Annotated in this window: 13 protein-coding genes and 1 rRNA gene; 11 read left to right on the top strand and 3 right to left on the bottom strand. The window is 45.6% G+C overall.

Going from position 1 to position 14,095, the window contains the following annotated elements; translation table 11 throughout:
* The first annotated feature begins 36 nt into the window (after positions 1-36).
* Positions 37-435, top strand: a complete 399-nt coding sequence (locus B5D55_RS07220; RefSeq protein WP_078933340.1) for a tetratricopeptide repeat protein — start codon at positions 37-39, stop codon at positions 433-435.
* Here B5D55_RS07220 and B5D55_RS07215 read toward each other — a convergent pair.
* Together B5D55_RS07215 and B5D55_RS07210 are read right to left on the bottom strand one after the other, a co-directional pair.
* Complete coding sequence (locus B5D55_RS07215; protein ID WP_078933339.1) at positions 422-1,042, bottom strand: helix-turn-helix domain-containing protein; 621 nt, start codon at positions 1,040-1,042, stop codon at positions 422-424. The genes B5D55_RS07220 and B5D55_RS07215 overlap by 14 nt on opposite strands.
* On the bottom strand, positions 1,020-2,099 hold the full coding sequence (locus B5D55_RS07210; protein WP_078933338.1) for a hypothetical protein: 1,080 nt from the start codon (positions 2,097-2,099) through the stop codon (positions 1,020-1,022). The genes B5D55_RS07215 and B5D55_RS07210 overlap by 23 nt, the downstream gene beginning before the upstream one ends.
* An 87-nt stretch (positions 2,100-2,186) precedes the next feature.
* Here B5D55_RS07210 and B5D55_RS07205 point away from each other — a divergent pair, with 87 nt between their 5' ends.
* The 5 genes from B5D55_RS07205 to B5D55_RS07185 all read left to right on the top strand — a co-directional run bounded on the left by B5D55_RS07205 (position 2,187) and on the right by B5D55_RS07185 (position 8,535).
* A complete protein-coding gene (locus tag B5D55_RS07205; RefSeq protein ID WP_078933337.1) occupies positions 2,187-3,455 on the top strand; it encodes a vWA domain-containing protein in 1,269 nt (422 codons plus the stop codon).
* A gap of 136 nt (positions 3,456-3,591) precedes the next feature.
* Positions 3,592-4,953, top strand: coding sequence for a citrate/2-methylcitrate synthase (locus tag B5D55_RS07200; protein WP_078933336.1), 1,362 nt, complete (start codon positions 3,592-3,594; stop codon positions 4,951-4,953).
* Entirely contained in the window at positions 4,950-5,696 is a 747-nt protein-coding gene (locus tag B5D55_RS07195; RefSeq protein ID WP_078933335.1) for a pseudouridine synthase, read from the top strand. Before B5D55_RS07200 ends, B5D55_RS07195 begins: the two co-directional genes overlap by 4 nt.
* 84 nt (positions 5,697-5,780) lie before the next feature.
* Positions 5,781-7,463, top strand: a complete 1,683-nt coding sequence (locus tag B5D55_RS07190; protein ID WP_078933334.1) for a formate--tetrahydrofolate ligase — start codon at positions 5,781-5,783, stop codon at positions 7,461-7,463.
* Between the two features lie 391 nt (positions 7,464-7,854).
* Entirely contained in the window at positions 7,855-8,535 is a 681-nt protein-coding gene (locus B5D55_RS07185) for a tRNA-uridine aminocarboxypropyltransferase (RefSeq protein WP_078933333.1), read from the top strand.
* Between the two features lie 37 nt (positions 8,536-8,572).
* Here B5D55_RS07185 and B5D55_RS07180 read toward each other — a convergent pair whose 3' ends face one another.
* On the bottom strand, positions 8,573-9,454 hold the full coding sequence (locus tag B5D55_RS07180; RefSeq protein WP_078933332.1) for a DMT family transporter: 882 nt from the start codon (positions 9,452-9,454) through the stop codon (positions 8,573-8,575).
* A 140-nt stretch (positions 9,455-9,594) separates the two neighbouring features.
* Between B5D55_RS07180 and B5D55_RS07175 the strand changes: the two genes are divergently transcribed.
* From B5D55_RS07175 to B5D55_RS07150, 5 genes are all read left to right on the top strand, one after another.
* Entirely contained in the window at positions 9,595-10,611 is a 1,017-nt protein-coding gene (locus tag B5D55_RS07175; protein WP_078933331.1) for a hypothetical protein, read from the top strand.
* Positions 10,611-11,303: a LysM peptidoglycan-binding domain-containing protein gene (locus B5D55_RS07170; RefSeq protein WP_078933330.1), complete on the top strand. Its 693-nt coding sequence runs from the start codon at positions 10,611-10,613 to the stop codon at positions 11,301-11,303. Before B5D55_RS07175 ends, B5D55_RS07170 begins: the two co-directional genes overlap by 1 nt.
* Positions 11,304-11,562: 259 nt before the next feature.
* Positions 11,563-12,384, top strand: coding sequence for a cytidylate kinase-like family protein (locus tag B5D55_RS07165; protein ID WP_078933329.1), 822 nt, complete (start codon positions 11,563-11,565; stop codon positions 12,382-12,384).
* A gap of 135 nt (positions 12,385-12,519) precedes the next feature.
* Complete coding sequence (locus B5D55_RS07160) at positions 12,520-13,128, top strand: CDP-alcohol phosphatidyltransferase family protein (protein WP_078933328.1); 609 nt, start codon at positions 12,520-12,522, stop codon at positions 13,126-13,128.
* 679 nt (positions 13,129-13,807) lie between these two features.
* A 16S ribosomal RNA gene (locus B5D55_RS07150) occupies positions 13,808-14,095 on the top strand; the annotation flags it as partial.

The following is a 14,095-nucleotide window of genomic DNA, read 5'->3' as shown; positions in this document are numbered from 1 at the left end:
TGATTTTTATGCCCTCATACCGATACACTAGAGAATATGAAAAAAAACATTTCTACAATAATTTTTACAGTTTTTTTATTTGTTCTTGCCGGTTGTAATTCAGTTCCTGAAATTCCGGCGGATGCTTCTTCAACACAGCTCATTCAGCTGGGGCAGGATGCAATGGGCATTTCCAACTACACTGCGGCAGAAGCATACTATAATGCGGTAATCCGGCGTTACGGTATGGATACGGCTGTGTACGTAGAAGCGCGCTATGAACTTGGGCATCTTTACCTTAAGCAGAAAAAGTATGAGCAGGCGTATGCCTGTTTCAGTGAAATTCTTTCTATCTTTGAGAATGCGGAATTCGGCTCTGTTCCTGCGGCATACAAAAAACTTGCGCAGATGGGAATGAACTCAATTCCAGAAAGATATAAGACTACTGCTCAATAAAGCGCTGTGGCGGACTTACTGTCCAGATTGCCTTAAGAACGTCATCGCCAGTGTTTTCCAGCGTATGGGGGCAGCTTGCCGGGAACGAAACGCTGTCTCCCTTATTCAGTACGTATTCGTGGTTCTCGTATTTTAGAATGCAGCTTCCCTGTATTATTACGCCGAATTCGCGCCCTATGTGACCGTAAGAACCGCGGTGCGTGTGCGAGTGCGGCGGAATTTTCAGAACGTATGATTCAAACGCGTTTGATTTGTCGTCCTCTTCCGGGCGCGCAATCTGTTCATAAGTAACGTCATCTTCGTGGATTGTAGGGCGTTCTCCGCAGCGTATTATGTGTACGGGGCGTTCGCGCCTGTATTCTTCAAAAAGGAATTCAAGATTGATGTCAAGAACGTCTGCAAGGGCAAGAAGCGTATCTATTGCCGGGGATACGTGATTGCGTTCTATCTGCGACACAAGACTTTCGCTTACCCCGGCTGCCTTTGCGACCATCTTAAGGGTGTAGCCTTTGTGTTCGCGCACTTTCCTGAGTTTTTCCCCGAATTTAATCGGTATTTTCTTTGCAGGCTCAAGTTCCGTCTGCTCACGGTTTTGCGAAGGTGTCATTGCTCTGCTTCTCCCTGTTTTTTTCTGTTACAAACTGAATGAAGTAGTCTTCAAGTGTCTGGTGCGGACCTTCAAGTTTCATTCGTGCGCGGGCGCGTGCGTTATCGCGGCGGACTGTGTACAGGGCGTAGAAATCCCTGTAGCCTAATCCAGCATCAGATTTTACGTGTTCGCCTAAAAAAGACGATACTTCGTCACGGCTGATTGCAGGAATTCCCTTTGTTTTAAGAATTTCCCTAAGATGCTTTATCTGCTCGTATGAAATGCCGAACAGGAATTCTTCCATTGCCTGAGAAACGCCCTGTTCTCCCATTTTCTGCTTTATGAACTGAATCCACTGTTCGTCCATCTGAATTGACATAAGGAGAAGTTCGCTTGTTCCCATCATCGTGCCGAATGCCGGCGCAAGTTTACGGCGCGCACTCCATACGGACTGAAGGACTGGTGCAACGGATTCGATTGTCTGGTCGTTCCTGTGTTCCCACAGAAGAAGAAGCGCAAGTGCCCATTCCCTGCGGAATTCCATAGGTTGCATTGCATCGTTTATAAGGTTCAGGTAAACGTCTTCAGCCATAAGCGTGAACATCATCGTAATTGTTTCAAGCTGGAGTGCCTGCGTAAGTTTTTCCGGGGCACCTACACGCTGGCTTAAGCTTGTAAGCGAAGAGAACGTGTGGATTTTTGATACGATATAGCCTTTTCCGAGCGTTGCCTTTGACGGAAGCTGGAGTGTCGTATCGCCGCTGTTCTGGTGCTTTATCAGCGAATCTATAAGAAGCTGCGGCGTCCTTATTCCGCCCGGAATGTCGTGGCGTTCAAGCAGGGAAGGAAAGCGCGCGATTGCTGAAGCAAGCTGGTTCAGGTCGCGTATACGGCTTTCCAGAATTTCTACGCGTTCCGGCTCTTTCTGCCGCACGTAGACCATAAGTTCTTCGTACAGGGCACGCTCGTTCGGCGTAAGTATAATGCCGTCGTCCTGCTGCTCTGTTTTTTCTTCTGTGATGTCGTAAAATTGAGAAATGTCGACTTGTGTAAACTCTGTTTTGTTTTCTGTCATAATGGAGTATACCGTAAAATACATTATACACCGTAAAAGAGATTATTTTCAATGAAAAATACAGTTCTTTCTGCCGATAATTAACGTATGAAAAGTTGCAGATTTTTCCTGTTTTTTGCCGTTTTCTCTTTTTCCTGGCTGTGCAGCGCACAGAATTCGCTTTTAATAAGACCGCAGGACATCCGTCTTGAACCGGAATATGCTGAACGTTCTGCTTCCGGCGAAGAGTCCGGGAGTTTCGGCGGAATTTCCGGCTATCACCTGTATATAAAGAAAATTCCTGGCGTTGAATCAGTTATGCTTACGGAAACGACTAAAGACCCGGAAGGAAAAGCAGATAACTATGCCTACCGCGCGCTTGAATACAATGAGGTAAACGGAGATGAAATGCGTATTCTGGACGGAAAAAAACTTGAGTCTGAATATTCAAAATTCAGTCTTGTTGATTCTTCTGCAGAAAAAGATGCGCAGTTTGGCGAAGCATTCCATATTTATATTCCGGCGGAAATGCAGTTCGGATATCCGTGGAGCAGGAACGGAACTGTAAAAATCGGACGCGGTACGTTTATGAATATCCGTGCATTTTCAAAAAAATATGCGGACTACACGGGCGAATTCTACGACAATCCGTATATGTTCGATTTGGGCAAAAAAATAGAAAAAAAAGAAGTAAAAGAGCCGGTGAAGGAGGAACTGCCTGTCGTGGAAAAAATCGAGGAAAAGGAAGTGCCTGTCCTTACGGATGACTATAATCCTATGGCAAGCGAAAAATTTTCCGAATTTTCCGACATTCTCATTTATTCAAAAGGCCCTGACTCAATTATAGACGACATTATGGAATCCCTGATGGCAATTTCACCAAAGCAGAAGGCGGACGTAGTTTTTGTCATTGATTCTACCGGCAGTATGAAGGACGACATAGAAAAACTGCGCAAGGAATGGGTTCCGCGCCTGATTGAAGGGTGCAGGGAATTCGGCTCGCTCCGGCTAGGGCTTCTTTTGTACCGCGATTATGTTGACAGCTATCGCTATAAAAACATTCCTGTAAAATTCTTTGATTTTACGAGTGATATTTCCGTATTTACAAAAAATCTGAACGGCTTTACAATCCGCGGAAACGAAGGCGGAGACATTCCTGAAGCGGTGTACGAAGCCCTTTACGGCGGACTTGAATTCTACGACTGGGATTCTGAGGCTGTGCGGAAAATCATTCTGATTGGTGATGCCGAGCCGCATCCGGTGCCACGCGGAACTGGAAAATACACTAAAGAACTTGTGATGAAACTTGCAAAGCAGAAAAATATCGGTATTGACGCGATTATTACTCCTGATGAAAAGGCAAGGCGCGGAAGATAAACGCCGTTTTTGCCTTTGCCTTTAAATTGCTTTTTTTTCTCTATTGTCTTGATACGCACTCTATAAATCCGTATAATTATGAAAATCTAATAAAATGGAATGAATAAATATACATATTTTTTTTATAGGAGCTGCTATGAATAGTAAAATAACTGATAAAATGATAGAAAAATTATCTTCCCGAGCAGTTCTGAATGATCCTATTAATCCGGATTTATATGAAAAATATGATGTAAAGCGCGGTCTTAGAAACGCAAACGGAACTGGTGTACTTGTTGGTCTTACGCGAATTGGTGATGTTGTGGGCTATGAAATCGGTGCGAACGGAGAAAAAATCCCTGTTCCCGGAAGGCTTATGTACCGCGGATATGACGTTATTGATTTGGTAAAAGATGCAGAAAGCCACGACGACTACTGCTACGAGCAGTGCGCTTATCTTCTTTTGATGGGAGAACTTCCTACAAAAGAGGAACTTCAGAATTTCCGCGATTTTTTGGGCAGCGTCCGTTCCCTTCCGCCGAATTTTACTGAAGATATGATTATGAAAGCACCGTCTCAGGATATTATGAACAAACTTGCGCGCGGCGTCCTTGCAAGTTACTCTTACGATGAGAACCCGGAGGACAGGTCTGTTCCGAACATTATGCGCCAGTGCATAGAACTGATTTCACGCTTTTCCACCCTTGCTGCTTACGGCTATCAGGCGCGCCGCCGTTATTACGAAAATCAGAGTATGTTCATCCATAACCCGATACCTGCTCTTTCTACTGCTGAAAATTTCCTGCACTTAATCCGCCCTGACGGAAAATATACAAAACTTGAAGCGCAGGTTCTTGACCTTGCACTGATTATCCACGCAGAACACGGCGGCGGTAACAACTCTTCCCTTACAGTACACGTCGTTTCTTCTGCCGATACGGATACGTATTCTGCCATTGCCGCTGCTGTCGGTTCACTCAAAGGTCGTCGTCACGGAGGCGCGAACATCCGCGTAGTAGAGATGATGGACGAAATCAAGGAAAACGTAAAAGACTGGTCAAGCGAAAAGGAAATCCGTGACTATCTGTATAAAATTGCAAAAAAACAGGCGTTTGACAACACAGGACTTATCTACGGAATGGGGCACGCCGTCTACACGATAAGCGATCCGCGCGCCCTTCTTCTCCGCGAAAAAGCAAAACAGCTTGCAGAGGAAAAAGGCTGTCTTGAAGAATTCAACCTGTACAGGACAATCGAACAGGTCGCTCCTGAAATCCTTATGGAAGTTCATCATTCAGACAAGCGTATCTGCGCAAACGTCGATTTGTATTCCGGCTTTGTCTATTCAATGCTGAACATTCCTCGCGAACTGTTTACGCCGATTTTTGCAATTTCAAGAATTGCCGGCTGGTCTGCCCATAGAATAGAAGAAATCGTTGCAGGCGGAAGAATTTACCGCCCTGCATACAAGAACGTCTGCGAGGAGCGGAAGTACATTCCGATTGACGACCGCAAATGAGTACGGAACGCATAGACAAACTGCTTTCTCACGAAGGATTCGGTACGCGCAGGGAAATAAAGCGTCTTGTGCGGTACTCGGAAGTCTGCGTGAACGGAACGCGTATTTTTGATTCCGGCTTTCCCGTAAATCCAGACAAGGACACCCTTACAGTTGACGGCGAAAAAGTAAGCCTTCGGAAAAACGTTTATCTTATGATGAACAAAAAGCCGGGCGTTGTGAGCGCAAATAAAGACGGACTTCACCAGACTGTGTTTGACTTTCTTCCTGAGGAGTACCGCTCAGGCTACCTTGCAGAAAACCTGCACATCGTAGGACGTCTTGACATAGATACGGAGGGGCTTCTGCTTTTTACGACGGACGGCACCCTTACGCATAAAATTATTTCGCCAAAAACGCATTTTCCGAAAACATATTTTGTCCGCCTTGCAAAACCTGAAAGCGCCGCTCGCCAGGCGGAAATTACGCGGCTTTTTGCGGACGGCATTCACGTAAGCGCAGAGGGAAAAGAAGCTGAGTTTGACGCAAAGAGTGCTCATCTTGTGTGGAAAAACGAATCGGAAGCAGAGCTGACGATTACAGAGGGAAAATATCATCAGGTAAAGCGGATGTTTGCAGAGGCTGGAAATGAGGTTTCCTACCTAAAAAGGCTTTCAATCGGCAGCCTTAAACTTGACGAATCGCTTGCACCGGGGGAATTCCGCGAGCTTTTGCAAGTTGAAACGGACGCTTTGTTTTTGTAGAATATGGCGCAGCTTTAGCTGCTTCATAAAATCAAGTTTCCTTTTGGGAATTTGCATATTGACTTTATTATTTTTGGAGGACGTATGCCTACTGATATTGAGATTGCTCAGAAAAACAAAATGGTTCCTGTCGGGGAAATCGCATCTAAAATCGGCATATCACCGGAAGCCCTTGAACTGTACGGTCCGTATAAAGCAAAAATTACGATGAAGGAACTTCGCGCCCTCCAGCAGAAAGCGTCTGATCCTGAAAAACGCGGAAAACTTATTCTTGTAACGGCAATTACTCCGACTCCTGCAGGAGAAGGAAAATCAACCGTTTCAATCGGACTTGGTGACGGACTTCGCAAAATTGGCAAAAAGTCAGTGATTGCACTCCGCGAGCCTTCACTCGGACCGTGCTTCGGCGTAAAGGGCGGAGCGTGCGGCGGCGGCTATGCGCAGATAGTTCCTATGGAGGACATAAACCTTCATTTTACCGGCGACATCCACGCAATTTCCATTGCAAATAACCTTATCGCCGCCCTTATAGACAATCATATCCAGCAGGGAAACGAACTTAATATAGATCCGCGCACGATTTCCTGGAAACGCTGCGTCGACCTGAATGACCGTTCACTCCGTAACATCGTAATAGGAATGGGCGGAAAGACAAACGGCGTTGTCCGTGAAGATCATTTCAGCATTTCCGTTGCCTCTGAGATTATGGCAATAGTCTGCCTGTCACGCACGATTACAGAACTTAAAGAGCGCATTTCAAATATCATCATTGCGCAGACATATACAAAAGAAAACGTTAAGTTCGGAGATTTGCACTGTACAGGTGCTGTTGCGGCACTTTTAAAGGATGCAATCCGTCCTAATCTTGTGCAGACTCTGGAAAAGACGCCGGCATTCGTTCACGGCGGACCTTTTGCGAATATTGCCCACGGATGCAACAGCGTTAACGCTACGCTGTGTGCGCTTGCTTCCGGCGATTACGTTGTAACGGAAGCAGGATTTGCCGCAGATTTGGGTGCAGAAAAATTTATGGACATAAAATGCCGCGCCGCAGGAATTGCGCCTGATGCAGTTGTGATTGTAGCTACAATCCGCGCGCTAAAAATGCACGGCGGCGTTGCAAAAGCCGACCTTTCCGCACCGAACGTTTCTGCCCTTGAAAAAGGCTTTGAAAATCTTGCAGTTCATATTGAAAACATTTCAAAATTCGGCGTTCCTGCCGTCGTTGCCGTAAATAAATTCATCACCGATACCGACGAAGAAATTGCAAAACTGGAAGAACTTTGCGCCGGATTTGGTGCAAAGGCAGTCCTTTCCGAAGGCTGGGAAAAAGGCGGCGAAGGAGCTGCGGAACTTGCCCGTACTGTTGCAGACGTATGCGCCGAAAAATCGTCGTTCCATTATCTTTACGAATCGGAACTGCCGCTTTCTCAGAAAATCGAGCGCCTTGCAACAGAAATATACCGTGCAAAAAGCGTTGATTTCCAGGGAAATTCGCTTAAAAAACTCAAGGCGTTTGAAGAAGCCGGCTACGGAAACCTTCCTGTCTGCGTAGCAAAAACGCAGAATTCAATCAGCCACGACCCTAAGGCAATCGGCGCACCAGCCGGCTATGTTTTCCCAGTGCGTGACGTTCAGCTGTATGCAGGCGCAGGATTCGTAGTCGTTCTTGCCGGCGACATTATGACTATGCCGGGACTTCCAAAACGCCCTGCGGCAGTTGACATTGACGTTGACGATGACGGCGTAATTTCCGGTTTGTTCTGATTCTCCTTTTATTGTAGCAGGTCAGATATTCAATCAATTCTTTCTTGAAATTCTCAATTGACTCAAAGTTCTGTAATACAGGGGTTATGATTTTAATAAACGGTATCATTCTTATAGTATAGAAAATGAAATGAATATAAATAAAAGACAAAATCTGATATAATTTTAACGCAATTTAAAATAATAAGTGAGTAACAAGTATAAGGTGCAGTCTGTTATATTTTTTGTAATTTTATTTATTACAGGTTTTGAATGTTCAATTACAGAAACATGGAGATGATAATAATTAAAGGCAGAATCCGAATAAAAAAGTTGCAGAACGGCGCGCTGTCTTGCTTTTATTCATCCCTCTGTGGATTTTCTGCTCCTGGATATGCTATACTGACTTCCTATGAGCTGTAGATGCCAGATGTGTTTCAGGCCGGCAAACTTTTGTCTTTGTAAATATACAAAAGAAATTGATTCCGGCGTAAAATTCGTTTTTCTTATGCACCCTAAGGAGTACCGCAAGCAGCGGACGGGAACAGGGCGGCTTGCAAAAATCTCGCTAAAAGATTCTGAAATTCTTGTAGGAATAGATTTTTCGCAGAATACGCGCCTTCAGGCGCTTTTGAATGATCCGCGCTATTTTCCCGTACTTTTATATCCCGGCGAAGATGCCTGGAACGTAAAAAAAGAAGGCTTTGTTCAGGCGGCCGGCGGCAGGATTTTGCTTGCCATTATTATTGATGCAACGTGGTTCTGTTCACGCAAGGTAATTCAGCACAGTCTGTTCCTGCTTGACCTGCCTAAACTCTCTTTTGCAGGCGAGTACCGTTCGATTTTTACATTCAAGCGCGAGCCTAAGCCGGAATGTGTTTCTACAATAGAAACGTGCTACTATCTTATAAAGGAACTTCAGTCGGCAGGGCTTGCAGAAAAAAGCGCAGACCCCGAACCTCTTATGACCGTATTCAAGCAGATGATTACTGACCAGCTGCGTGCGGAAAACGAGCGCATTGCCGGAATTCGCCCGAATACTCACCCTAAAGACTGGAAATACACCAGAACGCGCGAAATTCCTGATTTTTAGGAAACTTCCAGCACTTCCTTAAAAAATCCGTGTGCTTTTAATTCCGTGTCCGTGCGCTTTTGTGCTGGAAAACTGCACGTGCGGCTATTGTTCCCAGAATGAGGGCGCCTCCTGCCGCGCATTTTACGGACGGATATTCTCCTGCAAAAATTATGACCCACACAGGATTCATAAGCGGTTCAAGCATCGTGATGAATGATGCGGTCAGCGCACGGACGCGCTTTATTCCAAGCGAGTAGGTGACTGACGGAATTCCCATCTGAAAAATTCCCAGAAGGACAAGTCCTGCGCAGGATTTTGCGGACGGCATTCCTGCTGAAATCATAAACGGAATTCCTGCTGCAAGCGTAAGGATGTGCGCAATCATAAAAGAATGTGCGGAACTGCATCCGTATATCTGCTGTTTTCTCATAAAAAGCGTCGTAAATCCGAACGTAAGCCCAGAACAGGCGGCAAGAATGTTCCCGGTCTGATTTCCGCTTTCAAGTCCGTCGGAAAAAAACAAAATCATTCCTGCCGTTACGCCCAGCGCGGCAAGGTAGTCGGACTTTCTGTTCTTTTCGCCAAGCATAAGCGGTCCAAACAGGATTATGTAAACCGGATTTGTGTATTGCAGAAGGATTGTATTTGCGGCTGTCGTAAGTTTGTTTGCAGAAACGTACAGGATCATCGTGAGCGAGTAGCATATTCCTGCTGCCCACAGGCACGCCGTTCCTTTCGGGTCAGTTGTGCTGTCCTCTTTTTTTATGCGGAAAAGCGGCGCACCTTTTATCGTAATGGCAATGAAAATACCGGCAATAAGGCTTCTGATTGCGGCGATTGCAAACGGATTCCAGTCTACGAGTTTTACCAATATTCCGCCTGTGCTCCAGAAAAGCGCGCACAAAATCAGGGAGGGAATTCCGTCTATCTGTTTCATAACGGGAATATTAGCACAATCACAGTTCCTGTTCAATTTTTTTCATTAACATTGCATAAATTCAAATTCTTATTGTTGACCTTGTACGTCTTTTGAAACTAAAATAGTATATGAATTCGTTTAAATTATGGAGGATTCGTTTGAAAAAAAGTTATGTTTCTTTTTTGGGTGCAGTTGCGGCTCTTGCTGTTTTTGCTTCGTGCGGCTCAACTCCAAAAGCTCCGGCGACTGAGGTAGAAGAACCGGTTGAAGCGCCGGTTGAAGAAGACTCTGCTGAACAGAAAGCGGCTGCGGATAATTTCAGCGCTCTTGAAAAGGCGGAAGCTGCGCGTCAGGCGGCTGTTGATGCCGGTGCAGATACGGTTGCTGCCGAACAGTTTGCGGCTGCCGATGCATTGTTTCAGTCTATAAAGGTTTTGTCGGAGTCCGGTAAAGATGTTTCAAAGGAGCTGGCAGACGTACAGACTCGTTTTACCGCTCTGGAACAGTATGCAAAAGCATTGAAATCAAAGAAGAAGATTGAGGACAATAATTTTGTTTCCTACGATCAGGCTTCTTATGACAGCGGATGCAATTCGCTTGCGGAACTTGAACGTCTTTTCGTAAATCCGGCGGCTACGTCAGAAGATATGCTTGCTGCGGCAAAAGCGGCACTCGGATCATTCGATAACGTTCTTTTTAAAGCGTATAAGGCTCTTGCAAAAGATGCACGCGCCGCGGCGTTCAGCGCAAAAAAAGATGCTGACGGCGTAAAGGCGGGCGCTGCTGCCAAGGCTGAATACACTGCTGCCGTTGAAGAATTCAAGGCGGGCGACACAAGTTATTCAATGCAAAACCCGGAATCCGCCCTTTCTCACTATACGGCTTCAAAAGCACAGTTTGAGTCTGTGTACGCGGCTGTTTCCGTAAAGCGCGAAGCGGCGCAGAAGGCTATGGACGAGGCTAAGGCAAAGGTTGCTGAAAGTCAGAACTATGCACAGGCGGCAGATGAAAAAGCGCCGCTTTCTGGTGATGACGTTCAGGGTATAGAAGCGGCAGATGCTGTTCTTCTTGAGGCTGACGAATACGAAAATCCGCAGGGTTTTGAAGCAGACGTGCCGGAAGTTATAGAAGAGGCGGCTGCTGATTTTGAAGATGCCGGACAGGAGGCTGAATAATGAAAAGACTGTTTGCAGCATTTGCTGCCCTGCTGATTTCTGCCGCATTGTTTGCGGTCAGCTATACGAACAATACATATCAGAAACTTGCGGATGAATATACAAAAAAAGCGGAAGCTGCTTTTGATGCCGGTCAGTATGACGATGCAGTTGACTATTCTGCAAAGGCTGCTGAAAATGCCGCTCTTTCAAAAGCGTATATTGATATGATGCTTGCGCGTTCTAACGCTGAATCCGAGATGAAAATTGCCCTCAACAGGATTAACTGGGCAGAAAGCATCAGTGCGGACAAGACGTTCCCGATGGCGTTTACTGCGGCAAAAGACGCGTACGCCAGTGCGGAAGGTGCTTTCGGCAGGGAAGATTTTGCCGGCGCTTACGACTACGCAAAGCAGTCGATTGCCGCTCTTGACGGAATTTACGAAGTAACTCCGCTCCCGGAATTCTACATTGTACGTCCTTGGGCAGAAACAAAAGACTGCTACTGGAACATTTCCGGCCGTCCGTATGTATACAATAATCCGCTTCTTTGGGAAAACCTGTATCAGGCAAACAAGCAGAATATGCCTAAGCCGCAGGATCCTAACCTCATTATGCCAGGTATGAAGATGAAAATTCCTAGTCTTACTGGCGAATATCGTGAGGGTGTATACAGTCCTTCTAAAAAATATGAGGCATACGGAACAAAATAACGTTTAGCGTTCCATAACTGATTATTTAAAAGCGCAGGAAGCTTTATGTTCCCTGTGCTTTTTTTTATCCCTGAATGACTGCATTCCGCCCTTGAAATTTCCTTTGTTTTTACAAAATTTTTATTCGTATATCCGCTTCCTTTATTTGACATATTGAATGTTCGGTTTTATTATTAAGATGAAATAAAAAAAAGAAAATACATTTTAAGTGCTGCCTTCATTACGCTGGCTGATTTTATGTTTTTCATAGGAGGTTTTTATGGGGGTTATTGCAATATCAAGACAAGTTGCTGCATTAGGAGATGAGATCGCGGCGGAACTTGCAGAAAAACTCGGCTATAAATTTATAAACCGTCAGGAACTGGAGAAGAGAATCGTTACGCTGGGATTTCCTGCTGGAAAACTAAAAAAATACGACGAGAAAAAACCGGGATTTTTTGCATCTCTGGTAAAAGACCGCGATGAATACCTGCATTATCTTCAGACCGCCGTTCTTGAAGCCGCTGAGGAAGGGAACTGCATTCTTATAGGACGCGGTGCATTCATCATTCTTGAGAGCCTTCCTAATCTCGTATCGCTTCGCTTCGTTGCAAAAGATGAAATCCGTATGCAGCGCCTTCAAAAAGAATTCGACTGGAACGAAAAACAGGCACTCCAGCGCATAAACGAAAGCGACACGAACCGCAAGGGATTTCACAAGAGTTTCTTTAATGTGGAAATAGACGATGCATCGCATTTCCTTATGGTTCTGAATACCGGCATCTTTGATGAAAAGTCATCCGCCGATGCAATCGCTACTCTCGTAAAGCATTACATCACGCCGGAAAAAGAAGTTGCCGGCAAGGAAAAACTTGCGGAACTCATAAAATGCCAGCATCTTGTAAACAAACTGATTTTCGAGTACAAGCTGAACATCGAATTCCTGCGTGCCGTCATCGACGGAAAGAACCTTACGCTCCAGGGTGTTGCGGATTCTACCGTTCTTGTCGAGCGTGCCATAAAAATCGCCGCCGTTGAACTTCCGGAATATACAATTTCTTCTGCAATCAGCGTCGTTCAGGATTTCAAAGGTCACCTGTAACCTGTAAAGAAAATCTGATTTCTGCTTAAATAACCGGCGTGCTCATATTCCGTATGAAAACGCCGGTTGTTTTGCGGCAATAAAAATAATTTTTTCCATTGACTTTTATCAAGTAAAAAAAGATACTTATATTCTATGAAAACTTCTAACAAATTTACAACAATGCGTGTTGCTTTTGCGCCGTTTTTTTTCCTGATTTATAATATTCCGCTTTGGACACAGTCCGAACTTCTCTATAAAATATCTGCATTCTGTATGATTCCGCTTCTTGCGCTTTTTGAACTTACGGATTTTTTTGACGGCTATTATGCCCGGAAAAACGGCGAAGTTAGCGATTTCGGAAAACTGTACGACCCCTTCGCCGACGTTATGCTGAACCTGACCGTATTCCTGTGCGCAACAAAATCCGCCGCAGGAAACGGCGTTTCATATATGCCGCTTGTAATTTTCGCCCTGATTTTGTACCGCGAATTCTCAATGAATTTCATAAGAATGGTCGCCGTTTCAAAAGGAACAGCAATCGCCGCGCGCAAAGGCGGAAAATTCAAAACAGTTTTCTATATCACGTCCGGCTTTTTTATGCTCGCAGTTGAATCAGCACTCCGTCTAGGCTTTGAACCGGCCTGTTTTGCCTCTCTCCTTGTTGTGGCAAAAATTCTCTTCTCCGTCTGCCTTGTCCTGAGCTACATTTCCTTCATCGATTATATAAAGACATTCTATTCACTTATTAAAAACGGTTCGTAGCCAGTCTTTTTTATTTTTACATTCAGTAGGGCGCAAACGAAAATCACCCACCGGTGTTCCACGGCCCGCCAGAGGCTCGGTCCGCCGGCTCGCCCGCAGTTTTTTTTTTCATTCAGAAAAGCCTTTCCGCCGCACGGAGGGGCTTTTTTTTATCGGGGCAGTTTTTCCATCTGCCGCCGTCCTGCTCCCCGTTCGGGTCGCACCGTTCCATACCGGCGCAGGCGTAATTTCCGCGCAGCGCGCTTCCTGCTGTTCCGCCCTCCGCTCCGTCCGTCCTTTTCCGTGCGTTTTCCTCTGTACTGGTTTTCCGTAAAAAAAGAATGCAAAAAGAATTCTGAAAAAAAGATAAAAAAAACAAAAAAAAGTAAAAAAAAATGAATTTTTTTACAGTTAGGAGTTGACACTTTTTTAATCCGGGTGTATATTCATTATCACCGTCGCGCAGGACTCCTGCACGGCAGTAACAACGGTGTTTGACATAAAAGGGAAGGAAAGAAAGACGAAATACAAGAGGTTCGTGCCGGGAAGCTGTCCTTATGGAGGGTAACTTCCCAAGAAATGAAACCCGGACGTTCGGATCCGAAAGGAAGCCGGATGTCTGCAATTCTTTAATAAGAGCATAAAGAGGTTTCGAACTGAAATGATATTGAAAATCTCAGGCCTTCGGGCCTAAGAAATAATCATGGAGAGTTTGATCCTGGCTCAGAACGAACGCTGGCGGCGCGTCTTAAGCATGCAAGTCGGACGGTAAGGAAGGAGCTTGCTTCTTCCCTAGAGTGGCGGACTGGTGAGGAACGCGTGGGTGACGCACCCTCCGGACGGGGATAGCCGGTAGAAATACCGGGTAATACCGGATAAGAGCGCCTCCTTGGAGGGAGGCGGAGAAAGCGGCTTCGGCCGCGCCGGAGGAACGGCCCGCGTGCTATTAGCTAGTTGGCGGGGTAACGGCCCACCAAGGCGACGATAG

Origin of the sequence: Treponema porcinum (assembly GCF_900167145.1) — a bacterium.
GTDB classification, from domain to species: domain Bacteria; phylum Spirochaetota; class Spirochaetia; order Treponematales; family Treponemataceae; genus Treponema_D; species Treponema_D porcinum.
This window is presented reverse-complemented; position numbering and strand designations above follow the sequence as displayed.